Origin of the sequence: Streptomyces sp. NPDC056161 (assembly GCF_042268025.1) — a bacterium.
Classification (GTDB): Bacteria; Actinomycetota; Actinomycetes; order Streptomycetales; family Streptomycetaceae; genus Streptomyces.
In genome coordinates this window covers 174,263-197,815 of the sequence record NZ_JBHJUV010000003.1, presented here as the reverse complement: position 1 = coordinate 197,815, position 23,553 = coordinate 174,263, and the positions used below count along the sequence as shown (strand labels likewise).

Annotated in this window: 22 protein-coding genes; 6 read left to right on the top strand and 16 right to left on the bottom strand. The window is 70.4% G+C overall.

The features are described 5' to 3' along the window. Positions 1 to 30: 30 nt before the first annotated feature. The 7 genes from ACFC09_RS04580 to ACFC09_RS04550 all read right to left on the bottom strand — a co-directional run bounded on the left by ACFC09_RS04580 (position 31) and on the right by ACFC09_RS04550 (position 7,266). Positions 31 to 828, bottom strand: a complete 798-nt coding sequence (locus tag ACFC09_RS04580) for an ABC transporter permease (RefSeq protein WP_376523916.1) — start codon at positions 826 to 828, stop codon at positions 31 to 33. Next, the gene (locus ACFC09_RS04575; RefSeq protein ID WP_376523914.1) at positions 815 to 1,747 is read right to left on the bottom strand and encodes a 2-aminoethylphosphonate ABC transporter permease subunit; all 933 of its coding nucleotides are present in this window, start codon (positions 1,745 to 1,747) and stop codon (positions 815 to 817) included. The genes ACFC09_RS04580 and ACFC09_RS04575 overlap by 14 nt, the downstream gene beginning before the upstream one ends. Next, the gene (locus ACFC09_RS04570; RefSeq protein WP_376523913.1) at positions 1,740 to 2,786 is read right to left on the bottom strand and encodes an ABC transporter ATP-binding protein; all 1,047 of its coding nucleotides are present in this window, start codon (positions 2,784 to 2,786) and stop codon (positions 1,740 to 1,742) included. Before ACFC09_RS04570 ends, ACFC09_RS04575 begins: the two co-directional genes overlap by 8 nt. Before the next feature lies 1 nt (position 2,787). Then, a complete protein-coding gene (locus ACFC09_RS04565; protein WP_376524112.1) occupies positions 2,788 to 3,528 on the bottom strand; it encodes an HAD family hydrolase in 741 nt (246 codons plus the stop codon). 26 nt (positions 3,529 to 3,554) lie between these two features. After that, positions 3,555 to 4,679, bottom strand: a complete 1,125-nt coding sequence (locus tag ACFC09_RS04560; protein WP_376523912.1) for a TIGR03364 family FAD-dependent oxidoreductase — start codon at positions 4,677 to 4,679, stop codon at positions 3,555 to 3,557. 188 nt (positions 4,680 to 4,867) lie between these two features. Next, on the bottom strand, positions 4,868 to 5,623 hold the full coding sequence (locus ACFC09_RS04555) for a GntR family transcriptional regulator (RefSeq protein WP_376523911.1): 756 nt from the start codon (positions 5,621 to 5,623) through the stop codon (positions 4,868 to 4,870). A gap of 548 nt (positions 5,624 to 6,171) precedes the next feature. After that, the gene (locus ACFC09_RS04550) at positions 6,172 to 7,266 is read right to left on the bottom strand and encodes an ROK family protein (protein ID WP_376524111.1); all 1,095 of its coding nucleotides are present in this window, start codon (positions 7,264 to 7,266) and stop codon (positions 6,172 to 6,174) included. Positions 7,267 to 7,554: 288 nt separating this feature from the next. Here ACFC09_RS04550 and ACFC09_RS04545 point away from each other — a divergent pair, with 288 nt between their 5' ends. The 3 genes from ACFC09_RS04545 to ACFC09_RS04535 all read left to right on the top strand — a co-directional run bounded on the left by ACFC09_RS04545 (position 7,555) and on the right by ACFC09_RS04535 (position 10,093). Further along, positions 7,555 to 8,634, top strand: coding sequence for a Gfo/Idh/MocA family oxidoreductase (locus tag ACFC09_RS04545; protein WP_376523909.1), 1,080 nt, complete (start codon positions 7,555 to 7,557; stop codon positions 8,632 to 8,634). Then, positions 8,631 to 9,134: a heme-degrading domain-containing protein gene (locus ACFC09_RS04540; protein ID WP_376523907.1), complete on the top strand. Its 504-nt coding sequence runs from the start codon at positions 8,631 to 8,633 to the stop codon at positions 9,132 to 9,134. Before ACFC09_RS04545 ends, ACFC09_RS04540 begins: the two co-directional genes overlap by 4 nt. 92 nt (positions 9,135 to 9,226) lie before the next feature. After that, positions 9,227 to 10,093 (top strand): LLM class F420-dependent oxidoreductase, encoded by an 867-nt coding sequence (locus ACFC09_RS04535; RefSeq protein ID WP_376523905.1) that lies wholly within the window; start codon positions 9,227 to 9,229, stop codon positions 10,091 to 10,093. A gap of 246 nt (positions 10,094 to 10,339) precedes the next feature. Here ACFC09_RS04535 and ACFC09_RS04530 read toward each other — a convergent pair whose 3' ends face one another. The 4 genes from ACFC09_RS04530 to ACFC09_RS04515 all read right to left on the bottom strand — a co-directional run bounded on the left by ACFC09_RS04530 (position 10,340) and on the right by ACFC09_RS04515 (position 13,275). Beyond that, on the bottom strand, positions 10,340 to 11,197 hold the full coding sequence (locus ACFC09_RS04530; RefSeq protein ID WP_376523903.1) for a fumarylacetoacetate hydrolase family protein: 858 nt from the start codon (positions 11,195 to 11,197) through the stop codon (positions 10,340 to 10,342). A gap of 259 nt (positions 11,198 to 11,456) precedes the next feature. After that, on the bottom strand, positions 11,457 to 12,167 hold the full coding sequence (locus tag ACFC09_RS04525; protein ID WP_376523901.1) for a YidC/Oxa1 family membrane protein insertase: 711 nt from the start codon (positions 12,165 to 12,167) through the stop codon (positions 11,457 to 11,459). Positions 12,168 to 12,267: 100 nt separating this feature from the next. Further along, on the bottom strand, positions 12,268 to 12,579 hold the full coding sequence (locus ACFC09_RS04520) for a DUF6412 domain-containing protein (protein ID WP_376523900.1): 312 nt from the start codon (positions 12,577 to 12,579) through the stop codon (positions 12,268 to 12,270). Positions 12,580 to 12,708: 129 nt separating this feature from the next. Beyond that, the gene (locus ACFC09_RS04515; RefSeq protein ID WP_376524110.1) at positions 12,709 to 13,275 is read right to left on the bottom strand and encodes a winged helix-turn-helix transcriptional regulator; all 567 of its coding nucleotides are present in this window, start codon (positions 13,273 to 13,275) and stop codon (positions 12,709 to 12,711) included. Between the two features lie 69 nt (positions 13,276 to 13,344). Here ACFC09_RS04515 and ACFC09_RS04510 point away from each other — a divergent pair, with 69 nt between their 5' ends. Beyond that, a complete protein-coding gene (locus tag ACFC09_RS04510) occupies positions 13,345 to 14,790 on the top strand; it encodes an MFS transporter (protein WP_376523898.1) in 1,446 nt (481 codons plus the stop codon). A 215-nt stretch (positions 14,791 to 15,005) separates the two neighbouring features. On the opposite strand, the gene ACFC09_RS04505 is transcribed toward ACFC09_RS04510, so the two are convergent. Next, complete coding sequence (locus ACFC09_RS04505; protein WP_376523896.1) at positions 15,006 to 15,818, bottom strand: class E sortase; 813 nt, start codon at positions 15,816 to 15,818, stop codon at positions 15,006 to 15,008. A gap of 355 nt (positions 15,819 to 16,173) precedes the next feature. Here ACFC09_RS04505 and ACFC09_RS04500 point away from each other — a divergent pair, with 355 nt between their 5' ends. Both ACFC09_RS04500 and ACFC09_RS04495 read left to right on the top strand, forming a co-directional pair. Next, positions 16,174 to 17,241: a hypothetical protein gene (locus ACFC09_RS04500; protein ID WP_376523895.1), complete on the top strand. Its 1,068-nt coding sequence runs from the start codon at positions 16,174 to 16,176 to the stop codon at positions 17,239 to 17,241. Between the two features lie 93 nt (positions 17,242 to 17,334). Then, complete coding sequence (locus ACFC09_RS04495; protein ID WP_376524109.1) at positions 17,335 to 17,718, top strand: very short patch repair endonuclease; 384 nt, start codon at positions 17,335 to 17,337, stop codon at positions 17,716 to 17,718. Here ACFC09_RS04495 and ACFC09_RS04490 read toward each other — a convergent pair. The 4 genes from ACFC09_RS04490 to ACFC09_RS04475 all read right to left on the bottom strand — a co-directional run bounded on the left by ACFC09_RS04490 (position 17,659) and on the right by ACFC09_RS04475 (position 23,250). Beyond that, on the bottom strand, positions 17,659 to 19,017 hold the full coding sequence (locus tag ACFC09_RS04490; RefSeq protein WP_376523893.1) for a DNA cytosine methyltransferase: 1,359 nt from the start codon (positions 19,015 to 19,017) through the stop codon (positions 17,659 to 17,661). The two genes, ACFC09_RS04495 and ACFC09_RS04490, sit on opposite strands and share 60 nt — an antisense overlap. A 227-nt stretch (positions 19,018 to 19,244) precedes the next feature. Next, the gene (locus ACFC09_RS04485; protein ID WP_376523892.1) at positions 19,245 to 21,050 is read right to left on the bottom strand and encodes a DEAD/DEAH box helicase; all 1,806 of its coding nucleotides are present in this window, start codon (positions 21,048 to 21,050) and stop codon (positions 19,245 to 19,247) included. Then, on the bottom strand, positions 21,047 to 22,480 hold the full coding sequence (locus tag ACFC09_RS04480; RefSeq protein WP_376523890.1) for a hypothetical protein: 1,434 nt from the start codon (positions 22,478 to 22,480) through the stop codon (positions 21,047 to 21,049). The genes ACFC09_RS04485 and ACFC09_RS04480 overlap by 4 nt, the downstream gene beginning before the upstream one ends. Before the next feature lie 56 nt (positions 22,481 to 22,536). Next, positions 22,537 to 23,250, bottom strand: a complete 714-nt coding sequence (locus tag ACFC09_RS04475) for a hypothetical protein (protein ID WP_376523889.1) — start codon at positions 23,248 to 23,250, stop codon at positions 22,537 to 22,539. Positions 23,251 to 23,553: the final 303 nt, after the last annotated feature.

Below are 23,553 nucleotides of genomic sequence, written 5' to 3'. Positions count from 1 at the left end.
GGGATGCGCGACGGGAGGGGGTGAGCCGGATCAGCGGAACGAGGCTCGGGTGCGGATGCGGGCGATGACGAGCAGGACGAGCAGCGTCGCCGCCATCAGGACGACCGCCAGGGCGGAGCCGGCGAACAGGGCGCCGCGGTCGGTGGCCGAGTGGATCAGGACCGGAAGCGTGGTCCAGTCGGGCGGATAGAGCATCATCGTGGCGCTCAGTTCGCCCATGGACAGGGCGAAGCAGAGGCCGGTGGCGGCGGTCAGCGAGGGCAGCAGCAGCGGGAGTCTCACCCGCCACAGCACATACGCCGGGCCCGCTCCGAGCGAGGCCGCCGCCTGTTCGTAGGCCGGGTCGAGGCGGGTCAGGGCCGCCGCGACGGACTGGTAGGCGAACGCCGTGACCAGCACGGTGTGCGCGAGGAAGACGATCCACCGGGTGCCGTTGAGCAGGATCGGCGGCTGGGAGAAGGCGACCAGGATCGCCAGGCCGACCACCACGGAGGGGACGGCGACCGGGAGCACGAACAGGGCGTCGAGCACGGTGCGCAGGCGCCGGCCGAGGGCGGTGCCCGCGAGGGCGGCCCAGGTGCCGACGACGAGGGCCAGCAGGCTCGCGCCGGCGGCGGTGAGCAGGCTGGTGGTGAGCGCCTGGAGGGCCTCGCCGCGGGTGGCGGCCGTGTAGTTGCCGGTGGTGAAGCCGGACGGCAGCACGCTCGACCAGTTGGTCGCGAACGACGCGGCCAGGATCACCAGCAACGGCAGCGCGAACAGGGGCAGGAAGAGGACGAAGAACACCGCCCAGGCGGTCCACTTGCCCTTGCGGCTATGCACGAGCACGGCGGCTCACCACCCGGTACAGGCCGTACAGGCCGACGGAGATCAGGACGTTGACGACGGCGACCGCGCAGGCGCCCGGGTAGTCGGACTCCAGGATCGCCTTGCTGTAGACGAGCATCGGCAGCGTGGTGACGCCCTTGGCGCCGGTGAACAGCACGATGCCGAACTCGTTGAGGCACAGGACCAGGACCAGGCTGCCGCCGGCGGCGAGCGCGGGCAGCGCCTCGGGCAGGACGACCTGCCGTACGATCCTGGCCGGCCGCGCGCCGAGGCTGGCGGCGACCTCCAGTTGCCCGGTGTCGAGCTGCGAGAACGCGGCGAGCAGCGGGCGCATCACGAACGGTGTGAAGTACGTGATCTCGGCGAGCAGCACCCCCCACGGGGTGGTGAGGAACTGGAAGGGCCCCTCGGCGGCGCCGGTGACGTCCGTCCACGCCCCGTTGGCGATGCCGACCCTGCCGTAGACGAACAGCAGGGCCAGCGTGATCAGGAACGACGGGAAGGACAGGAAGACGTCGATGAACCGGGAGACCGCCCTGGCCCCGGGAAACGGCACGAAGGCGATGACCAGCGCGAGCACGAACCCGAGGACCAGGCATCCGGCGGTGGCGGCCGACGCCAGCCACACGGTGGTCCACAGCGCCTCGCGGAAGGCCGCGGAGGCGAAGACGTCGGCGTACGGCTGGAGCGAGGTGCCGCCGCTGTCCGGGTGCACGGACTGCTCGACGACCAGGGCGAGGGGATAGAGGAAGAACAGGACGAGCAGCGCGACGGGCGGCAGGACCGTCCACACGAGGGTCCGCGGAGAAGTGCCCGGGGAACCGCTCGGGGAACTACTCGGGGAATCGCTCGGGGAATCGCTCGGGGAACTGCGCGGCCGGCCGCGGACCGGCCGCGCCCGGCGGACGGCCTCAGTCATCGCCGGCTCCCATGGGCAGCAGCACCGCGTCCTCGGCCGCGAAGTGCAGCGTGACGGACGCGCCGTGGGCGGGCGGTTCGCGCAGTTCCCGCAGGTCCGCCATGATCCGGTGCCCGTCGACGTCGACGTGCAGGCGGTGCGTGGCGCCCCGCCACTGGATCTCGCCGACCGTCCCGGTGAGCTGGTTCGGGCCGCCGCCCAGGCCGACGAGGTGGGGCCGCACGCACAGCGTGGCCCGCGCCCCGGGCACCGCGCCGCCGGTCGCGACCTCGATCTCGGCACCGCCGAAGGACACCCCCCGCTCGCCGACGGTCACCGGCAGCAGGTTGGCGTTGCCGACGAAGGAGGCGGTGAACTCGGTGCGCGGCGCCCGGTACAGCTCCAGCGGGGTGCCGACGTCCTGGAGCCGGGCCTGGTCCAGCACGGCGATCCGGTCGGCGAGGGTCAGTGCCTCCATCTGGTCGTGGGTGACGTACAGGATGGAGACGTCGGGCAGCTCGCGGTGGAGCCGGGCGAGTTCGGTGAGCATCCCGGAGCGCAGCCGGGCGTCGAGCGCGGACAGCGGCTCGTCGAGGAGCAGCACGTCCGGGCGGATGGCGAGGGCGCGGGCGATGGCCACCCGCTGCTGCTGTCCGCCGGACAGCTCCCGCGGATAGCGGCGCGCGTACGCCGCCATCCCGGTCAGCTCCAGCGCCTCGGTGACCCGGGTGCGGATCTCGCTCCTGGCGGCCCTGCGCGCCTTCAGGCCGAAGGCCACGTTGTCCGCGACCCGCAGGTGCGGGAAGAGGGCGTACTGCTGGACGACCATGCCGATGCCCCGCCGGTGCGGCGGCAGGTCCGTGACGTCCCGGTCGCCGAGGAACACCCGCCCGGAGGCGGGCCGTACGAATCCGGCGACCGCCCGCAGCGCGGTGGTCTTGCCGGAGCCGGACGGCCCGAGCAGGGCCATCACCTCGCCGGGCTCGACGGTCAGGTCGAACGAGTCGAGGACGACGTTGCCGTCGTAGGCGACCGTGACGGAATCGAACCGGATGCCCATCTCACCGGACCTCCGTGAGCAGGCCGGGCAGTGCGGCCACCGAGTTCAGGACGTGCGTGGCGCCGGCCGCCCGGAACTCCGCGTCCCCGTGCGCCCCGGTGCGTACCCCGGCCACCAGGCCCGCCCCGGCGCGCAGTCCGCTCAGCACGTCGTAGGAGGTGTCGCCGACCACGGCGACCTGGCGTACGTCGTCGGCGGCCCCGGTGCGCAGGAACGCCTCCAGGACCATGTCCGGGTACGGCCGTCCGCGCCCGCCGGCGTCGGCCGGGCACAGCGTCAGCGGCACCAGGTCCCGCCAGCCGAGTGCGCCGAGTATGGCGTCCTGGGTGATCCGGGCGAAGCCGGTGGTCAGGACGACGGTCCGGCCGTCGGCGCGCAGTCGCTCGATCGCCGCGCGGGCACCGGGCACCTCGGCGATGCGACCGCCGTCGACGAGGTCGCCGTACGCCTTCTCGAAGGCGGCGTTCGCGCGCTGGGCGCGGCTTTCGTCGCCGAACAGGTGCCGGAAGACGGAGATCTTGGACTCGCCCATGGTGGCGCGGACGTAGGCGAGCTTCTCGGCGTGGTCGGCGGAGCCGGGCTCGACGCCCAGTTCACCGGCGGCGGTCTCGAAGGCCAGCTCGACGAGGCCGCCGTCGGCGACGGTGGTGCCGGCCATGTCGAGGACGACGAGCCGGACACCGGTCGGCTGCGGGTTCCGCGGAGCCTGCGGGCCCTGCGGGTTCTGGTCGGTCTGCGGGATGCGGTCGGTCTGCGGGGGCACTGTTCTCACCAGCCCAGTTCGTCGGCGGTCGTCTCGGCTATCGCGGGTGCGCAGGTCATGCCGCGCCCGCCGGGCCCGGTCACCAGCCACACGCCGTCGCGCACCCGCTGCCGGTGCACGACCCGGCCGGGGTCGGTGCACTGCGCGTACACCCCGGCCCAGCGGCGCCTGATCCTCGGCAGCGGGCGGCCGAGGAGGGACTCGACGACCGAGGTGAGGTGGTCGTAGGGGTCCTCGACGGTGTCGAAGGCGAAGGGGTGCTCGTACTCGTGGGTGTCGCCGATGGTCAGGCCGCCGTCGGCGCGCTGCACCATGAGCAGCTGCATCCGGTGGGCGGCGGCCGTCTCGGGCTGCGGCTGACGGGCGTTGAGTTCGTCCAGGGCGGGGGAGGCGTACGCCGGGTAGTACCGGAAGCTGTCCGCGTCCGCGACCGAGGTGGGCAGCGGCTCGCCCAGCGGGTCGGTCTGCATCATCTGCAACCGCACCCGGCGCACGGGCAGTCCCGGTCCGGCCAGCTCCCGCACCAGACCGCCCAGCCAGGCACCGGTGCACAGCACGACCGCGTCCGCGGTGTGCACGTCTTCGTGGTCGTCCCGTACGGCGCCGGCGCCGACGACCTCGCGCACCTCGCGCCCCGGCAGGAAGGTGTAGCGCGGGGACTTCAACAGCTCGGCGCGGAGGGCGAGCTGGGCGGTGCGCGGTTCGACGGCGGCGTCCCGCTCGCAGTGCAGGGCGGCGGTGAACTCGCCGCGCAGCGCGGGATTCAGATTGCGTGCCGCACGGGGCGTCAGCAGCTCGTATCCGCGTTCGGCCGCGTCGGGCCGGGCCGCGGCGGCCTCGGCGACGGCGAGTTCCCGGGGGCCGCGGACCGGGGTGAGGGAGCCGTTGGCACGGAATCCGAGACCGGGGACCCGGCCGCCGATCGTCTCCCACAGCTCCCTGGCCCGCAGGGCGGTGCGGAGTTCGTCCCCGCCCGCGCGTCCGCTGACCCAGATCTGCCCGAAGTTGCGCAACGAGGCGCCGCGCGCCTCGGCCTCCCGCTCGATCTGGACGACCGTGTGGCCACGTTCCACTGCCTGCCAGGCGTGCATGGTGCCCAGCACGCCCGCTCCTACGACTGTCACTCTCACGGCGGCAACGCTCCTCGCGATCGGGGAACCGGAAAGGTCCGGCTGACAACGAGAGCGTGAACGACCTATCAAGTTTGGGCTAGACCCGTTATCTTTTTGTGATGTTGAGGGGAGGGGGGCGAGTGAGCCGGACGACGGTGGCCCGCCCGGGTGGCTCAACCCGTGAGGAACCCGTGAGGTGGGTGGCCTCAACCCGTGAGGTGGGTGGTGAAGGAGAACCGGTCTCCCCGGTACAGGCTCCGCACCCGTTCCAGGGGAAGCCCCGCGCCGTCCCGGGACACCCGGTGGATCAGCAGCATCGGCAGGGCCGGCGGGGTGCCGACGAGCAGGGCCTCGCGCGGGGTGGCCAGTACGGTCTCGATCCGCTCGTCGGCGTCGCCGAAGGCGATGCCGCGTTCGCGGAGGTAGGCGTAGAAGGAGGAGTCGGGCTCGAAGTCGGCGTCCAGCCGCGGTACCCGCGCGACCGCGACATAGGTGCTCTCCAGGCCGACCCGCTCGTCGTCCGCGAGCAGGACGCGCTCCAGGTGCCACACCGGCTCACCGCGGGTCAGACCGGTCTCGGCGGCGAGCGCGTCCGGGCAGGGGAAACGGTCGAGGGAGACGAGCGTACGGCCCGGGGTGCGCCCCTGCCGCCGTACGCCCTCGGTGTAGCTCGCCAGCGAGAGCGGCTGCGCCAGCTTGGGCCCGGCGACGACGGTCCCCCGCCCCTGCCTCCGCAGCCGTCCCTCCAGCACCAGTTCGCGCACCGCCTGCCGTACGGTCTCCCGCGCGACCTCGAACCGGTCGGCGAGGTCCCGCTCGGTGGGGATGAGACTGCCCTCCCCCAGTTCCTCCACGAGTGCGGCGATCCGTGCCTTCACCGCGTAGTACTTGGGGATGCGCCCGTGCTCCGGGATGCCGGAGCGGACGGGGGCGCCTGGTGCCTGGTCGTTCGGGTAGTCCACGCAGGGATCGTCGCAGACGGGCGCCGCCGCGGCGGGCGGGGACCCCGGGTAGGGCACGATCGTGCGCGGGTCGGCGGGCCGGCGGGTCGGCGGGCCGATGGATCGGCGGATCGGCGGATCGGCAGGGTGCACGTGGGCGGCGTGCGGACGGACGGGTGGGCGGACGGGTGGGCGGACCGTGCGTGGTGCCGGCCGTACGCGGGCCGCGCCCCTTCACGGCAACAGTCCTTCCCGGCAACAGTCCTGCCCGACTAGGGTCCTGCCCGACCTACGGCCCCACCCGGCTACGGTCCTGCCCGGCTTCCCCGTACGACACTTGACGCTGCGTCAGCCCGCAGCAGCCCACATCAGCCCGCGGCTCGCCCCTTCCGCCCACCAGCAGGCCCCCGTGCCCGGCCCCAGCGGCGGAGCAGGCCCGGAACAGGCCCGGAACACGCCCAGAACACGCCCAGAGCAGACCCCGTCGAGACGCCGCCCCGGCCGACCACTCCGTGCGGCACGACCGACCCGACCCTCGCGTGCGTGCCCCTGTGCCAAGAAGGACGGCCTCAACCGTCCGGCCGACCGAACAGCGGCGCCAGCAGCAGATGCGCGGCACCCTCCGCGACCCCCCGGCCCCCGCCGGAGGCGAGGCGCACCGGCACCGCGTCCCCGAGGGCCCCCTCCCGCCGGGCCCGTTCCGCCAGTACGGCCTCGACCCCCCGCACGAACTCCCCCGGTGCCGCCGCCACCGTCCGGCCTCCCAGCAGTACGAGGTCGATGTCCAGCAGTCCCACCAGGTTCGCCGCTCCCGCGCCCAGCACGCGGGCCGCCTCCGCCAGGTCTCCGCGGGCCACGGCCGCCAGGCACAGCGCCTCGACGCATCCCCGGCCGCCGCACGTGCACACCGGTCCGTCGAGCTGGATGACCTGGTGGCCGAACTCCCCCGCGCCGGTACGCGCGCCCCGGTGCACGCTCCCGCCGATCACCAGTCCGGCGCCGAGCCCCGTACCGAGGTGCAGGTACGCGAACGAGCCGCCCTCCCCCGCGACCGCCAGCCCGAGCGCCGCCGCGTTCGTGTCCTTGTCGACCACCACGGGCCGACCCAGCCGCCGTGCCAGCGCGTCCCGCAGCGGGAATCCGTCCCACTCGGGGAACCCGGTGACCCGGTGCAGCACACCCCGCGTGTGGTCCAGCGGGCCCGGCAGCGCGACCCCGACCCCGAGCAACGGCCCCCGCGAGCCGGGCTGTACTTCCTCGACCTGCCGGGCCGTCCGCTCGACGACCGCCGCCGCCCCGCCTCCCAGATCCAGTGCGGACCGGGTCTCGGCCACCACCGCTCCGGCGAGGTCGCAGAGCACCGCCCGCACCTCGTCCCGGTCCAGGTGCACACCCACCGCGTGCCCGGCCCCCGGCACCAGCCGCAGCACCGTCCGCGGCTTCCCGCCGGTCGACGCGCGCCGCCCCGCCTCCGCCGCCAGCCCCTCCGCGCGCAGCCGGGCGGTGATCTTGCTGACCGCCTGCGGGGTCAGCCCGGTGCGCTCGGCCAGCTCCAGCCGGCTGATCCCGTCGCTCCCCGCGGTGCGCAGCAGGTCGAGCACGAGCGCGGTGTTGTGACTGCGCAGGGCGAGCAGATTCGCGCCCGCGCCCGCCCCACCGCCCACAGTGCCCGCGCCCGCAGCGCCCGCCCCACCGCCTACGCCTCCTGCCGCTCCGCCCGCCGTGCCACCCGCACCGGCCGCACCGACGTCCGCCCCGGCCCCGGCGGCGGCGCCGACCGCCCCCGCCGCGCTCCTGAAGGCGGCCGGCCGGCCACCGTCACGCCGCCCGGCGGCGCTCGCTGCGTGCTCCGCGCTCGCCGCGCTCTCCGCGTACTCCCTGTCCGCCCGATCCACACCCCCCATTCTCCCCGGCACCTTGCACTTTGGAAACAGCGTTGCGAAAGTGGGCGTATGACAACTGGTACGACTGGCACCCCCCTGCGTGTGGGCCTGATCGGCTACGGCCTGGCGGGCTCCGTCTTCCACGCCCCGCTGATCTCCGCCACGGACGGCCTCGCCCTCGACACGGTGGTCACCGCGAACCCCGAACGGCAGCGGCAGGCCCGCGCCGAGCACCCGGACGTACGGCTCGCCGCCGACCCCGACGAGTTGTTCGACCGCGCGGACGGACTGGACCTGATCGTCATCGCGTCGCCGAACAAGACGCACGTCCCGCTGGCCACCGCCGCCCTCAAGGCGGGCCTGCCGGTGGTGGTGGACAAGCCGCTGGCCGGCACGGCCGCCGAGGCCCGGGAGCTGGCCGCCCTCGCCGAGCAGCGCGGCCTGCTGCTGTCGGTCTTCCAGAACCGCCGCTGGGACAACGACTTCCTGACCCTGCGGGGACTCCTGGCGGAGGGCGTGCTGGGCGAGGTCCAGCGGTTCGAGTCCCGTTTCGAGCGCTGGCGTCCGCAACTCAAGGGCGGCTGGCGCGAGTCCGGCGACCCGGCAGAGATCGGAGGTCTGCTCTACGACCTCGGCAGCCACCTGGTCGACCAGGCCCTGGTCCTGTTCGGCCCGGCCACGCGCGTGTACGCCGAGTCGGACGTGCGCCGCACGGCCGCCGAGGCCGACGACGACACGTTCATCGCGATCACCCACGCCGGCGGTGTCCACTCCCACCTGTACGCCTCCGCCACCGCCGCCCAGCTCGGCCCCCGTTTCCGGGTGCTCGGCTCGCGCGCGGGCTATGTGAAGTACGGCCTGGACCCGCAGGAGGCGGCGCTGCGCGAGGGGCGACGGCCGGGCCCCGGCTGGGGCACCGAACCCGAGTCCCTGTGGGGCCGTATCGGCTCCGGGGAGTCCCCGCTCACCGGCGGCGGCACACCCGTACCGACCCGGCCCGGCGACTATCCGGCGTACTACGCCGCCGTCGCCGACGCGCTGACCGGTGCCGGCCCCAACCCGGTCGGCGCACTGGCCGCGGCCGACGCCCTCGACGTACTGGAGGCGGCCCGCCGCTCCGCCCGCGACGGTGTGGCGGTGACGCTGTGAGCCGCCACCCGCAGGGCGGACCGGGGTCCGCCGCCGAGGTCGCCCCGAGCGTCGAGGAGTTGGAGGCACAGCAGAACCGGCTGGTCTTCCGCCGGTTCACCTGCGACGACGCCTGGGCCCTCGGCTCGCTCCTGGTGGAGCTGGCGCGGGCACGCAATGCCCCGGTGGCGATCGACATCCACCGCGCCGGCCAGCAGCTCTTCCACGCGGCGCTGCCCGGGGCCACCCCCGACAACGACGCCTGGATCGCCCGCAAGCGCCGCGTCGTGGAGCGCTACAGCGCCCCGTCCTACCTGGTCGGCGCCCGATTCCGGGCCAAGGGCACGAGCTTCGAGGACTCCTCCCGACTCGACCCGGACGTGTACGCGGCGCACGGCGGCTCGTTCCCGATCACCGTCGCGGACGTGGGGGTGATCGGCGCGGTCACCGTCTCCGGCCTGCCGCAGCTCCAGGACCACCGCCTGGTGGTGGAGGCACTGGAGCGTTTCCTGGACATCTGACGCCCCACGGGACTATCCCGAGGCTCCCTCCGGTTGAACCGCCAGAGCACTCAGCGATCATGGAATGACACGCACCCGGAGGGAACGGAACCATGAACACCGCCCTGAAGGAATCGGTCGGCCGGTACGGCATCTGGAGCGTCGGACTCCGCTCGGAGGAGCCGGACCGGCGAGCGGAACTCGGCGCTGCCGCCGCCGAACTCGAACAGCTCGGGTTCGGCGCCGTCTGGCTGGGCGGCAACAGCGCCGCCCGGCACTCGCTGCCCCTGTTGGAGGCCACCTCCCGGCTGGTCGTGGGCACCAGCATCCAGAGCATCTGGGACTACGACGCCGTAACCAGCGCCGCCGCCTTCGCCGAGGTGGAGGCGGCCCATCCCGGCCGCTTCCTGCTGGGCCTCGGAGTGAGCCACGCCAAGCGCGCCGAGCAGTACCGCCGCCCGTACTCGGCCCTGGTCGAGTACCTGGACGCGCTGGACGCGGCCGGGGTCCCGGCCGGGCGCCGGGTCGTGGCGGCGCTCGGCCCGAGGACCCTGGGCCTGGCCCGCGAACGCACCGCGGGTGCCATCCCCTACCTGGTCACCCCCGAGCACACCGCGCAGGCCCGCCGGATCCTGGGCGAGGAGCCGCTGCTGGCGCCGGAGTTCAAGGTGGTCCTGGAGACGGACCCGGACCGCGCCCGTGCCCTGGCCCGGGACAGCCTGGCCATGTACCTGGCCCTGCCGAACTACACCAACAACTTCCTGCGGCTCGGCTTCACCGAGGACGACCTGGCGGCGGGCGGCAGCGACCACCTGATCGACGCGCTGTTCGCCTGGGGCGACGACGCCAGGATCCGGGACCGCATCGACGCCTTCCACCAGGCGGGCGCCGACCACGTGGTCCTCCAGGTGGTGACCGACGACCCCCGAGACGCCCTCCCCCGCCCCGCCTGGCAAAAACTCGCCACCATCCTGTCCTGACGACCCCACCCCTCCCACCCCTCCACACGCACGGAAAACCACACAACCACCCCCACCCCCAGGGGCGCGGGGAACTGCGCAAAAAACCCGCACCCCCACCCCCCGCACCCGAACACGCCCCCGTCCCCATCCCCCACCCCCAGGGGCGCGGGGAACTGCGCAAAAAACCCGCACCCCCACCCCCCGCACCCCAAAAACCACCCCCCTCCCCCCACCCCGTATTTCCCCGCCCCACCCAGCGGAGCGCTACGCGTTGGCGAAAACCTGCCGCTGCCTCCCCAACCCTTCGATCTCCAACTCGACGACGTCCCCGCCCCGCAGATACGGCTTCGGCTCGGGCTGCCCCAGCGCCACCCCCGCGGGCGTACCGGTGTTGATGACGTCACCGGGGTACAGCGTCATGAAATGACTCACGTACCGGACGACCTCCCCCACCGGGAAGATCTGCTCGGCGGTGGTCCCGTTCTGCTTCAGTTCGCCGTTGACCCACAGCCGCAGCGGCAGGTTCTGCGGATCCGGCACCTCGTCCGCGGTCACCAGCCACGGCCCGAGCGGATTGAACGTCTCGCAGTTCTTGCCCTTGTCCCAGGTCCCGCCGCGCTCGAACTGGAACTCCCGCTCGGACACGTCGTGCGCCACCGCGTACCCCGCGACATGCGCGAGCCCGTCGTCCGCCGACTCCAGGTAGCGGGCCGTACGTCCGATGACGACGGCCAGCTCCACCTCCCAGTCGGTCTGCTCCGACCCGCGCGGCACGAGCACGGTGTCGTCCGGCCCGACGACCGTGTCCGCGGCCTTGAAGAAGACGACCGGCTCGGCGGGCGTCTCGGCACCCGTCTCCCGGGCGTGGTCGTGGTAGTTCAGGCCGATGCAGACGACCTTTCCGATCCGCGCGAGCGGCGGCCCGATCCGCAGCCCGGCCGCGTCCAGCACGGGCAGGTCGCCGGCGTCGGCGGCGGCCCGGACCCGGCCGAGCGCGGCCTCGTCGGCGAGCAGCGCCCCGTCGATGTCGTCGACGAGCCCCGACAGGTCCCGCAGGGTCCCCGCGGCGTCCAGCAGCGCGGGCCGCTCCGTCCCCGCCGTACCGACTCGCAGCAGCTTCATGGTCACCATCTCCCTCGGTCAAGGATCCCCTCCGACGGCCACAGCCATCGGAGGTCTGGTCGATCCTCCAAGGTCGAGATCAAGTCCGCAACACCCGGTTCACCTACTGGAACACGGCCGGTGCGCTGACCGGCGCACCGGCGCGCTCACCGGTACCCCACCGCCCGGACCGGACACCCCACCCGGACACCCCACCCGTACTCCCCACCGGAACACCCCACCAGCACAGCGGGCGTGCTCACCAGCACAACGGACGTGCTCACCGGTAAAGCAGCACCCGTTCGACGGCGCTCCACGTCGTGCTGGTGACCACGTACAGCGCGGCGGCGAGTGGCACCACGGCCACGGTCAGGAGCGTGAAGTACGACATGAACGGCATGGCCCGGCCGACCGCCGCGAGCCCGGGAGCCGACGCGCCCCCGGCGGGCACCGGGGCGTCGGCCGCCATCGTCCGCTTCGTCCGCAGGTAGTTGAAGGTCGCGACGGCGGCGACGACGGCGAACAGGCCGAGGTAGACGGCGCCGGACGCGCCGAACACCCCGCCGTCGGCGAGGGCGTCCGTCCACCGCCCGCCGAGCGGCGCGGAAAACAGGTGATGGGTGAGCAGTCCGTTGGTCCGGCCGCCGACCGTGGTGTTGGAGAAGAGGTGGTAGAGGAGGAAGAAGGCGGGCAGTTGGAGCAGGCTGGGCAGGCAGCCGGACAGCGGCGACACCTTTTCCTCGGCGTGCAGTTCCAGTACGGCCCGCTGGAACTTCTCCGGGTTCTTGCCGTGCTTCTCGCGCAGTGCGGCGACCTTGGGCTGGAGCGCGGTCCGGGCCCGCTGCCCGCGGGCCGCCGCCCGGGACAGCGGATGCACCAGCAGTCGGACGAACGCGGTGAACAGGATGATCGCGGCAGCCGCCGCGGAGGCGTGGAAGATCGGCTGGAGCAGCTCGGCGAGCTGCTCGACAAGGCGGGCGAAAACGGACATGGGTGAACCCTCCGGGGGTCTCGTCGTGCCGGGAGAGGACGTGCGTGACGGCATGACGACCCGCGCGGGGTCACCTACGTTTACGTATCCGGGTGGGGCCCTACGCGGTGGTCGCCGGGAGGGCGCGCCCCGGTGCTCTGGGCCGCGGCCGGCCGGAGGCATCGGGGTCCCGCTGGGGCAGGAAGGCGGTGCGGCGGTCCCGGTCGCGGATGACCGTACGCACCCGGGTGGGCGGTACGGCGGGAGCGCAGCGGGCGGCGACGAGGGTGCAGACGGCGAGCGCCGAGGCGGCGGCCGCAGTCGCCGCGAGCGCGACGGTGGCGCTCAGGACGCCGGTGTCGAGGAGGGCGACGCCGAGCAGCAGGAACATCAGGACGACGGCAGGACGCAGGCTGGACCGGCTACGGACCATCGACCTGCCCTCCCCCGCTCGTACGCGCTTGCGTGTCGTGCTGCCGTTCATACCGCAACCCCGCCGGTCCGCACCGCACCCCCGCAGTCGGCCCCGCACGCCGCGATCCACACCCCGTCCACGCCCCGTCTACACCCTGTCGTACATCGCGTCGCCCGACCCGCCCGACGGTCCGGTCTCGATCGCCAGGGGCTCCAGCAGCCGCTTCGGCCGCAGGAGCGCCCGGCTGACCGGATCGGCCGGATCGGGGTCGAGTCCGGGCCCCGGCACGACGACAACGTCCGCGACGGGCACGAAGGTTCCACAGGCCGGGCATTCGCCGTACGGCCCGAGTTCCGTGCCGCAGTCCACGTGCCGGTACGAGCGCAGTTGTATCTCCTGGAAGTGCTCGCGCCCCCAGCTCCCGAGGGTCCGCAGCACCGGCCACAGCTCAGCCCCGCGCTCGGTCACCACGTACTCGTCCCGCGGCGGCGACTCCTGGTACCGGCGCCTTTCGAGGATCCCCTGCTCGGTCAGGGTCCTGAGCCGGGCCGACAGGACGGCGCGCGGGATGCCGAGGTGGACGAGGAAGTCGTTGTACCGGCGGACGCCGTAGAGCGCGTCGCGGATGACGAGCAACGTCCAGCGCTCGCCCACGACTTCCAGCGCGCGGGCGATCGAGCACTCCTGCGTCGCGTAGTCCTTGCCCAGTGCCATGGGGACCGCCTCAGCCACTTTCCGACATCTTGGTTCAATGAACGAACCTACCATGCTACGGTACCGCACATGAGTAGGTTCAATGAACGAACCCTGATACGGACGACCCGGACCCCCCGGAACGCCCCGCACACCCCGGGCCCCCCGGTCGTCGCCGCCCAGCCGTCAGGACACCCCCGGCCCGCCGTCACCCTGGCCCTGACCAGCGCCGCGACGGCGGTGACCCTGATGACGTACACCGCTCCGATGGTCACGCTGCCGGACACGGCGGCGGACCTGCACACCCCGTTGTCCGCCCAGGCATGGCTCCTCAACGGCGCCCCGCTGGGACTCGCCGCCCTGCTCCTGGTGGCCGGCAGCCTCGCCGACGACTACGGCCGGCGCCGGATCTTCCTCTCCGGCACGCTGGCCCTCGGCATCACCACGGCCCTCGGCGGCCTGACCACGTCGACCTGGGCCTTCACCCTGACCCGCGCCGCCCAGGGTGCCGCGAGCGCGGCGATCCTGGCGAGCAGCCTGGGCCTGCTGGTGACCGCCTACCCGAGCCCGCGCGGCCGACTGCACGCGACCGGCGTGTGGGGCGCGTTCGTCAGCGGCGGCATCGCGGTCGGCCCGCTGGTCTCCGGCGCCCTGCCCGACTGGCGGCTCGCGTACGTGGTCCTGGGCGCGGCGGCGCTGGTGATCGCGGGACTGGGCCTGCGCGGACTGTCCGAATCACGCTCGCCGCGGGGCGGACGGCCGGACGCTGCCGGGGCCACGGCCTTCGGCCTCGCACTGGTCGCCCTGGTCGCGGCGCTCACCCTGGGCCGGGACGGCTGGCTGCGGGCGCCGGTCGGCCTGCTGCTGGCGGCGGCCGTGCTGCTGGTCGGGGTCTTCATCGTCGTCGAACGGCGGGTGCGGACCCCGATGATCGACCTGAACCTGCTGCGCAGCCCCCGCTTCCTCGCGTCCTCGGCGGGCGGCCTGTTCACCGGCCTGGCGGTGATCGGCCTGTTCAGCTATCTCCCGGCGCTGTTGCAGCAGACGCTGCGCCTGTCGCCGCTGGAGACGGCGTGGCTGTTCCTGCTCTGGTCCGGGCTGTCCTTCGCGGTGGCCTTGCAGGCGAAGCGGCTCGCGGGCCGGGTGCCGCCGCGCCGGCAACTGGCGATCGGCTTCGCCCTGCACGCGGTCGGCATGCTGACCATGCTGGGCGCACTGGCCGCGGACTCCTGGGTGCGGCTGCTGCCGGGACTCGTGATCGGCGGGGTGGGCAGCGGTCTGCTCAACGCGGCGCTCCCGCTGCTGTCGGTGGAGTCGGTACCGGCCGAACGGGCGGCGATGGGTTCCGGCGCCCAGCAGACGTTCCGCTACATCGGCTCCTGCGCCGGGGTGGCCCTGACCATCGCGCTGGCCACGTCGTCCGGCGCCGGCCTGGCCCGGGGCGCGAACCTCGCGATGACGGTGTCCGCGGGCCTCGCGGTACTGGGCGCGGTGAGCGTGCTGGCACTCCGGGACCGAGCCCGGAACCACGCCTGAAACCGCACCTGGGACCACGCCCAGGTCCGCGGCTGAACCAGGACCAAGCCCGGGACCACGACTGAAACCGCGACTGAGACCACGCCCAGGTCCGCGGCTGAACCAGGACCAAGCCCGGGACCACGGCTGAGACCACGGCTGAGACCACGGGCTGAGACCGCGGCTGAACCACGCGCCGGAGGCCACCGGAACAGGATCGTTCCCCGTGGGCCGGGTCACGGGGAGCGCGGCCGCATCGACACCAGCTTCCCCCACACCACCAGCCGGTACGTGGACGTGAACTCCGGCGTGCAGGTGGTCAGGGTGATGTAGTAGCCCGGCTCGGTGTAGCCGTACCCGGGTTTCACGACCGACCGCGGCACCGGCCGCAGGACGCCCGAGTCCCGGGCCGATGTCTGCGGCAGGGTCTTGTCGACGACGTACGAGTAGGTCGCCGCGCTCGTCTCCACCTCGATCGTGTCCCCGGCCCGCAGCCGCGGCAGCCGGCGGAACGGCTCCCCGTGCGTGTTCCGGTGCCCGGCGAGCGCGAAGTTGCCGGCCCGGCCCGGCTGCTGGGTGCCGGGATAGTGGCCGACGTACCCCTTGTTCAGGACCTGCTGCTTGTCGACGCCCTCAGCGACCGGCACCCGCAGCCCCAGGCGCGGAATGGTCAGGACGGCGTACGCCAGGGAACGGCCGGTCCCGGACGGACCGGTGCCGCCGGACGACCGCTGCCGGTCCGTGGCCCCTCCCTGGCTCGCGGGCGAGGGGGCGGGCGGCGTCACCGGAGCCGTGTCGGTGCCCGCGGGCGCGGCGGCGGGACCACCGGAGCCCCACTCCCGTTCCAGCGCCTGAACCTGCCGCTCGGCGCCGCGCCTGGCCTCCCGGTTCGTCCACCACAACTGGTGCACGACGAGCAGCAGGAGCACCACCCCGACGGTCACCAGGATCTCGCCGCCGCTCCACACCGCCCGGCGGCGCCGGGCACGCCGCCGCCGCGTGCCGTTCTCCACGACCGGCACCCCGCGAACCACACCGGAAGCCCGCATACGCAGTACGCCTCCTCACCCGCCCGTGCGCCCCGCCCCGCCTCCTACGCCCCCGCGCCGCCCCCCTTGCTCGCCCGCATCGCCCACACACCCGAAACCGCCCGCACGATAGGCCCACGGCCGCCAACTCACCAGACCCGCGCCCCGACGCGGCACGGAAACCACCCCGCACCCTTTGTCAGGCCGGGCCGGCGATGATGACGTACGCGACACACACCCGGCCCCACCCGCCCACGGACCCGCGGGCGGCCGTCCCCGCACCCGGCCGGACACCGATCCCGTGACCGGCGGCCCCGGCGCTCCGCCGGTCCCCTTGCCGCTCGCCCCTTCGGCCGACGGCAGTACGGTGTCCCCCATGCGCCCCGACACGCCCGCCGAGAACGCCGAGAACGCCCAGAACGCCCAGAACGCCGAGAACGCCGAGAACGTCGACCACACCGCCGAAGCGGCACGCCTGGAGCGGACCGCCGATCTGTATCCCGAGGACGCCGAAGCCCTGCTCGTCCGGGCCGCGGCCCACCGGGAACTCTCCGGCGACCGCCCCGCCGCGACCGCGCTCTACGACCGCCTGCTGTCCGCCCCGGACACCCTGGAGACCCCCCATCTGGTACGGGCCCTGAAGGCGTCGAACCTGTGGGAGTACGGCCACGAGGCGGAGGCCCGCGCCATCATCGACGGCATCCGCACCGCCGCGCCCCGGGACCCGGCCCCCTGGGTGATCGTGGCCGAGGCCCTGGAGTCCCACGACGAACTGGAAGCGGCGCACGAGACGTTCACCCAGGCCACGACGCTCCTCCTGACGGACGTCGCAGAGCCCCCGTACGCCACCCACCCCCTCCTCTTCGGCCGCCACCGGGTCGGCCGCATGCTGGGCGCCCCGCACGACGACTGGGACGACCGGGCCGACGCCCTGCACTCGTCCTCCTCGGCCTCCTCGGTGTCCCTGGACGAACTCCACGACCCCAAACGCGTGTGGGCCCTGGGCTCCGACAACCCCGCGGAACTGGAGGCGGAGATCTCCCGCCTGCGCGCGGAACTCGACGCCCACCGGGAGGCGCTGTCCCGCCCGTTCCCGGTCGCGATCCTGCACTGGCCGGCCGACGAACTGGCGGAACTCCTGTCCGCCTACCCGTCCCTCACGGCCGAGTACCCGTCCCGCGAACAGCACCTGTCGACCATAGAAGCCGCACTACGCGAACTCTCATCCTCCGGCACGCCCAACCTGGGCATCGTCACGGGCACGGTCCCGTCGTACGAGGCATTCGCGGCGTCGGAGGCGTCATCACCGACGCAGGCGGAACTGCTGCCGCAGTACGCAACGACACTGGCGGCCCGAGGCCGAGCAACGACCTGGCCGCCGGAGCGGGGGGCGGGGTGTTGGTGCGGGGCGGGAGCGTCGTATGAGGGGTGTCATGGGTCGTAATTCGCCGCGGACTAGGCTTGCAACGTGTCTAACGATTCCCCGTGGGAAGCACCGGAAGGCTCCTGGGCCTCGTCCGCAGCGCGCCGCCGCAACATGCAGGCGATCCGCAGCAGGGACACAAAACCTGAAAAGCTGATCCGGCGCCTCGTCCATGCCCAGGGGCTGCGTTATCGCGTCGCCGCGCGCCCCTTGCCGGACCTTCGCCGTACAGCAGATCTAGTATTCCGTCCGGCGAAGGTAGCCGTATTCATCGACGGCTGCTACTGGCATGGCTGCCCGGAGCATTACGTACCGCCGAAAACAAACTCCGGGTACTGGTCGGAAAAAGTCATCCGCAATGTTGAGCGAGATCGCGATACCGACCAGCGTCTGGAAAAGGCCGGATGGCTCGTGCTCCGTTTCTGGGAGCACGAGCGCTCAGAAACCTGTGCCGACAAGATCGCCACGACGGTCAACCTCAGACGCGGCCTTATCTAGAATCGGCTCGACCGACACAGGCAAGGTCATTTGTTCTGATTGCGGCACACTCGGGACGGAATCAACGCCATCCATTTCATAGCCACCAAGGAGTTCATTGCGGTCATGCTCCGGTCGAAGCACAGCTGCGATAGCACGCCCTATAGCCTCGGCCACAGGGGGCGGGAATGCGTTTCCAACCTGCCGGTATTGCGCGGTCTTCCTTCCCTGAAAATCCCAGTCCTCCGGGAATCCTTGAATAAGTGCAGCCTGCTCGACGGTCAGCATAGGACCAGCGGGACGAAAAAGATCCCGCTCCGGATCACAGTTCTCCGGATCGTTGGCGATGCCCATCCCGTCGACGCCCAGTGCTTCCCACGCACGCTTGGCCCTGGTCGGCCCGAGGTCCGCCCCACCGTGCTTCCTCGAACCTCCGACTAGAGTCGGAGCGACACCTCTCCGCAAATCGGCGGCCCTAGAAGCCTTACGCTCCCACGCCTGAAATACATCCTTCCCGGTACGTTCCCCCGGCTTGGCGGGCTCTCCGTATTTGTTCTTCGCCCAGTATTTCCGGCAGCGCTCTTTCATACTGATGGCAAGTGCATCAAACACGGTGGCCTGCCCGTCATTTACTCCAGACGGCCAAAGATACCCAACATCCGAGGATTTGAGTACGCTTTTGTGAAGCACAACCAAAATGGCTCTCGGACGCAATTGTGGCACGCCGAAATTCACCGCATCGACCCGCCGCCAGACTTTACGCATGACACTGTCCTGCTCTGCGGCCGACCAGCTCTCTTTGATCTCCGGAATTACATAACCGAGATCGCGAAGATCACTTAGGATACGCCTGCGATAGTCAATGAAAACCTCCGGGGGCTCCAGAATACCCCGAACATTTTCAATCATTACAGCCTTCGGCGCGAGGTCCCTAATGATATCCAGGGCAGCCGGAAAGAGATCTCGCTCATCATCTTCCCCCAGTTGCTTCCCAGCCAGAGAGAATGGAGGGCATGGCACTCCGCCGGCCAGCAAGTCGAGTCCTTCTCCAGGGATGACAAGGTTTTCGCGAACCTCGGATTTAAGAAATTCCTTTACATCCATAGGTTCCAGAGCGTTAGCGCGTTCCTTGTCCCATCCCGACCAGCCGCCCACGTTCTCCCGCAACGTGGCCACCGCGTGCGGATCCCACTCCACGAGAGCCAGGTGGTCAAACCCCGCGTTGTGAAGCCCAACGGCTTGTCCGCCCGCGCCGGCACAGATCTCCACCGAGGTCAGTGGCCGGGTGAACTGCGGACGTTCGCGACCGCTGGCGCTCATGGCGCTCCTTCCAGAAGTGACTCAAAACGGCTCTCAAGTGTTCCAGAGACCATGATCACTTGCTGGCTCTTGAGCACTCAACACCCACGAGTCTCCCACTGTCTCACCGCTGGCCACCGACAGGCCCAGCGGTGAGGTCGTGTAACGCCGCCCTTGCCCGCGCCGAGTCCTCTCCGTCCGGGCGGAGGGCTGCTGGCGGGGAGGAGCCATTCACCCTAGCGCCAGAGCTATCCGCCGCCGATGTGCCGTAGCAGCGCCTCGATGTCACCGGGTGCGAGACCCGCTGCCACAGACGGTTCCTCCTCCAGGTCAGCCAGTTGCTGGACCGTGGGGTCGTCAAGAATCTTGCCCATGAATTCGAGCTTCTGGTCCAGACGTAGCTCGACCACTTCATCGATCGTCTCGCGCGCCGCGATCACAGTGACCCGCGTCTCCGTGTCGGGGGCGAGGCCCAGCCGGTGGATCCGGTCAAGACTCTGGAGGTAACGGCCGGCCATGAAGTCCCGGTCCACGTAGACGGCATCGTGGCACACGTGATGGAGACTGATCCCCTCTCCGAGGGTCGCGGGGTTGGAGATCAGTACCATGCAACTGGGGTCCTCGCGGAAACGACGCAGTTGCTCATCCCGGTCAGGTGTACCGCCATACACAACGGCCGGCCCGTACTTCTCCAGCATCTGTGCCAAGGTCGTCAGGCTGCGTACGAAAGTCGTCCAAACCAGCGTCTTGCGGCCCTGCGCGGCGTTCTCAGCGACGATCGCCAGCGCTTCCTTGTACTTGGGCGACAGTTCGTAGTCAGGGAGGTTCTGCATCAGCGAGTACAGCGAACTGCCGACCGGGATGTCCAGCGGGGGCAACTGGTAAGCCAACGGCTCGTATTTAGTGGCGCCTTCCAGCAACAAGGCGGGACTGGTCGCCGCCATCAGCAGACGCAGGGCCGTCTTGCCGAGCGCGCTGAGGTCGTCCCGAGCGGTACCGGTGGAGATGCCGCCTACCAGTGAACTGTAGATCTCGGAATGCAGGTCCGGCATGTCGACATAGCGCATCCGCAGCGTCATCGGCGGCAGTCCGAGTTCCTGCTTGGTCGTACGAGTGAACAGCGGCCGCAGAACCGTGCTCGCGTAGGCGAGGTCACCACCTGCCACCGCCCGGGTCACCGTGCGCTGCCCATGCCCCGGCCAGACGAAGCCCAAAAGGTTCTCCAGGTCTTTGGAGCCGTTCGGGGCCGGTGTCCCGGTCAGGATCAATCGTCGCTCCGCGAGCGGTCCCAGTGCCATACACGCAGCGCCATACGTGCCACGCGCGCCGAGCTTCATCCGATGAGCCTCGTCGAGGATGATCATCGAAGATGCGGACTTCAGCCAGTTCGCGAGCAGCGGCAGCGAGCGGTCAAGCCGCTCGTAGTTGACGATCAGAACCTCAGCCCACTGATCCAGGGATCCATCCAGCACATGAGTGCGCAACGGGTAGCTGAAGCAGACCGCGGTCTCGTAACGCCACGACTCGTAGGCCGACTTAGGGCAAACCACCAACAGCCTGGTGGCCTTGCCCTGAGCCCGCTGCGCCGCGTATACGGCGAGCGCCACCCGGGTCTTGCCGGCTCCGGGCACACTGAAGTTCGCCCCATGCCCCAGAGAGAGCAGTTTGGCGATGTCCCGCCGTTGGAAGTTGTTGAGATCTGCGCCCCAGGTATCCCCCAGCAGGCTCAGCACCTCGTCGGCAGCGACTTCAGCAGGCGTTTCAGAGCCGGCCAGCCGCTCCGCGACCAGCCGCGAGTCGCGAACCACGCCGGACACGAGGTTCCTGAGTTCCGGAGCCCACTCGACACCAGAGCGGTGGGGCCAGCCGCTGAGGACGGTCAGGTCCGCGAGGAGTTCGTCCAGGGCCACCGAGGCGGAATGAGGACCCAGCTGGCCGCCCGTACGGAAACGGGCAGCCAGCTGAACGAGGTTCTGCCGGTACTGGTCGGTGGTCCGCAGGACCACCCGGGTACGTGAGTCATCAAACCCCAGGTGCAGGGACGTTTCCGTCACTGGGAGCCCTCCGCGCTAGCAGCCGCGAGAAGCCATGAAACACCGTCGCCGGGATTGGGGATACCGCGCCCGGCCTGCTGAGCGAGCTTGCGCAAACTGCCCTGGAGCTTCAGCACGGCTTCGTCAAATGCTTCCTCGTCCAGGCTGTGCGAAGTGCGGGCCTGGACGAGTTCGATGACGCACTGGTCGATGTTGACACATGCGTCCGCGAGCCGGGCCGGCGCAAGCTGCTTGCGTTTGCGGATTCGAGCGTCGCGGCCATGGTCGTCGATCGCCTTGTCGAATGCCTCTCTCGCCCCATCAAGCAGATTTTGCGCCTTAGCCTTCTCACTGTCGGTCAGCCCCGCCGCCGTGTTACGCACGGTTGCTGCCGCACGAAGGATTCGGTCATTCAACATGCGGGCGGCCGAAACAGTCGACGAGGCCGCCGGCACATCCAAGTCCAGCCCAGGAATGGATACTGATTCAGCCTGGGCAGCCGTCCCTGTGTCCGTCAGTTCCGTCGGCAGTGCCTTCACTAGATATTCCTCGCCCAGGAACACCTCGTCGATGTGACGCACATCCGTCTTCGAAAAGTTCAGCAGAATCGCCGCAAGGCGCCACTCTTTCAAGATCTCGGCCTGATCCCGGTCAAGGGTCTCCAGTTTCGTGTAGAGGCGCTGGAGTTCCTTGAGCCGCTCCTGCGCCCCCTCCCAGTCGACCAGTCGCAGCGCGACACCCCCCGCGCTCGCGCTGCGGTCGTTCAACTCCTTAATCACACTGAGGATCCACCGCTCCTGGTGGTACGTCGCTGTCCGGATCCGGAACGCCTTGGCGATCTGCTCAGGCGTCCGACCGAGCGCTGCCTGCTCCTCCATGGCGAGCAGCCGGTTGATGTATGAGTAGTCGCGACGCTGGTCCTGGCGCAACTGGAGCGCCAACTCTACGGCGTCAATATCGGCCTGAGTGAATGATGGAGGGAGTACTCCCACTCGCATCGACTGCTGGCCGAGTTCGCGCAGAGCGACAGCGCGCGTGTTGCCGTTCACCAACACGCCATGATGAGTGACCAGTCCGGGATCGTTCTGTCCGAACTGATTGAGATCCTCCTTCAGTTTGTCGAAGGCGGGGTCCCGTAGCTCAGGATTAGACGGCAATGCCTTGAGCAAATTTCGCAGGTAGTCCTGACCAGCGTTCCCGAAGGGCGCCTCGTACAGGTTCTGATCTTGGTCTGGCTTGTGGGTACGCTGGGCGCGGATCCGGTGAGTTCCAGGGTTAAGGTAAAGGTCACTCAGCCGAAGGTCGATCACTTCGACATGGATCTGCTGCTCGTTCCATTCGACCGTAACAGTCTCCCTGGTACCGCCAGCGGCCCGCACTTCCTCCAGCCTCTTCTTGATCCGCTCACTGATCTCATCCGCGCGCGGCGGTGGCGGGAACTCCCGCAGCATGATCTTCCCGTCCCTCTCTGTTGCCGGTCCTGTCAGCTTCTGTTGCCGGTGCCAGGTCAGCTGGTCATGTCATCGATAGTCTGCGCCACGGCATTGCGCGACTCCTGGGGCAGCGTCCGATAGATACCCCAGACCTTCTCAAGTGGGCTGAACGTACGCTGATCGACCTCGATCCACTTGGCGAAGAGGCGTCGTTCAAGCGGAGCGAGGTTCTCGACAAGCTCCAGCAGAGCCCCGAGGTCGACCTCACGGTCAGGTCCTCCGCCAACCCCGCACCTCTTGCATTCGGTGATGAGCTGATGTTCAACAGATCCGTCGGAGTGAAGCACCCTGCGCCGGGCGACGTTGAGCTTGGAGAGCTCGATGCCACCACCGTCTTCGTACGCCTCGCCGGCCCCCACACCGCAGGAGCGGCACAGGTAGTTGTCGTCGTGTAGAACCTTCGCCCGCTGGGCGGCGGTCAAGCTGGCCTTGTGCTTCGGAGCCTTCGACTTGCCCGGAATCCAGACGTCAGCGCCCCTGGCTACGAACCGCTGCTCCTGCTGGCGCAGGGAGGGGTCGTCCCGACTCGTATCGATCCGCCAACCGTGGTCCCGGAGGTCGCGAAGCCGACGGTCGATCTGTGCCACGTCCGGGAACGCCTCACGTAGTTGCGCCTTGGTGAATACGTTGCCCTCCTTGACCACGGCAAGCAGCCACAGCGCAGCCCGAGCCATGCTTCCGAACTTCTTGTCCTGGTGAGACGGAATTACTTCCACCGATGCCTCCATGAACGCGCCGGTCAGACACGTCGTAGTTCGGAGCGTGCGTCAGTACGCACTTGACTCCGCGTTCCCCCGCTCTCCAGCGGCTCATCCAGTAGCTCACACCACGACAGGGACGAAAGTCCACCCCTTGCCAGCTTGCCTCGGTAAAGCAAGCAGAGGCTCTGAACTTGCTCGGCAAATAGCAAGCTGGCCCGCGAAAAAGCAAGCAGAAAGCCGGTGTTGCGCCTGCCTCCATCGGGCACAATGACCAAAACACGGATGGCCCTGAGCTGTTGGCTCGCAGGGCAACTTGACAGCTCAGGGAGG

Coding starts and splice junctions, on each gene's coding strand:
- ACFC09_RS04575 (WP_376523914.1), bottom strand. CDS start 1,747: ATGACTGAGGCCGTCCGCCGGGCGCGGCCGGTCCGCGGCCGGCCGCGC.
- ACFC09_RS04570 (WP_376523913.1), bottom strand. CDS start 2,786: ATGGGCATCCGGTTCGATTCCGTCACGGTCGCCTACGACGGCAACGTC.
- ACFC09_RS04545 (WP_376523909.1), top strand. CDS start 7,555: ATGACAACTGGTACGACTGGCACCCCCCTGCGTGTGGGCCTGATCGGC.
- ACFC09_RS04535 (WP_376523905.1), top strand. CDS start 9,227: ATGAACACCGCCCTGAAGGAATCGGTCGGCCGGTACGGCATCTGGAGC.
- ACFC09_RS04530 (WP_376523903.1), bottom strand. CDS start 11,197: ATGAAGCTGCTGCGAGTCGGTACGGCGGGGACGGAGCGGCCCGCGCTG.
- ACFC09_RS04525 (WP_376523901.1), bottom strand. CDS start 12,167: ATGTCCGTTTTCGCCCGCCTTGTCGAGCAGCTCGCCGAGCTGCTCCAG.
- ACFC09_RS04520 (WP_376523900.1), bottom strand. CDS start 12,579: ATGGTCCGTAGCCGGTCCAGCCTGCGTCCTGCCGTCGTCCTGATGTTC.
- ACFC09_RS04515 (WP_376524110.1), bottom strand. CDS start 13,275: ATGGCACTGGGCAAGGACTACGCGACGCAGGAGTGCTCGATCGCCCGC.
- ACFC09_RS04510 (WP_376523898.1), top strand. CDS start 13,345: ATGAGTAGGTTCAATGAACGAACCCTGATACGGACGACCCGGACCCCC.
- ACFC09_RS04505 (WP_376523896.1), bottom strand. CDS start 15,818: ATGCGGGCTTCCGGTGTGGTTCGCGGGGTGCCGGTCGTGGAGAACGGC.
- ACFC09_RS04500 (WP_376523895.1), top strand. CDS start 16,174: ATGCGCCCCGACACGCCCGCCGAGAACGCCGAGAACGCCCAGAACGCC.
- ACFC09_RS04495 (WP_376524109.1), top strand. CDS start 17,335: ATGCAGGCGATCCGCAGCAGGGACACAAAACCTGAAAAGCTGATCCGG.
- ACFC09_RS04490 (WP_376523893.1), bottom strand. CDS start 19,017: ATGAGCGCCAGCGGTCGCGAACGTCCGCAGTTCACCCGGCCACTGACC.
- ACFC09_RS04480 (WP_376523890.1), bottom strand. CDS start 22,480: ATGCTGCGGGAGTTCCCGCCACCGCCGCGCGCGGATGAGATCAGTGAG.
- ACFC09_RS04475 (WP_376523889.1), bottom strand. CDS start 23,250: ATGGAGGCATCGGTGGAAGTAATTCCGTCTCACCAGGACAAGAAGTTC.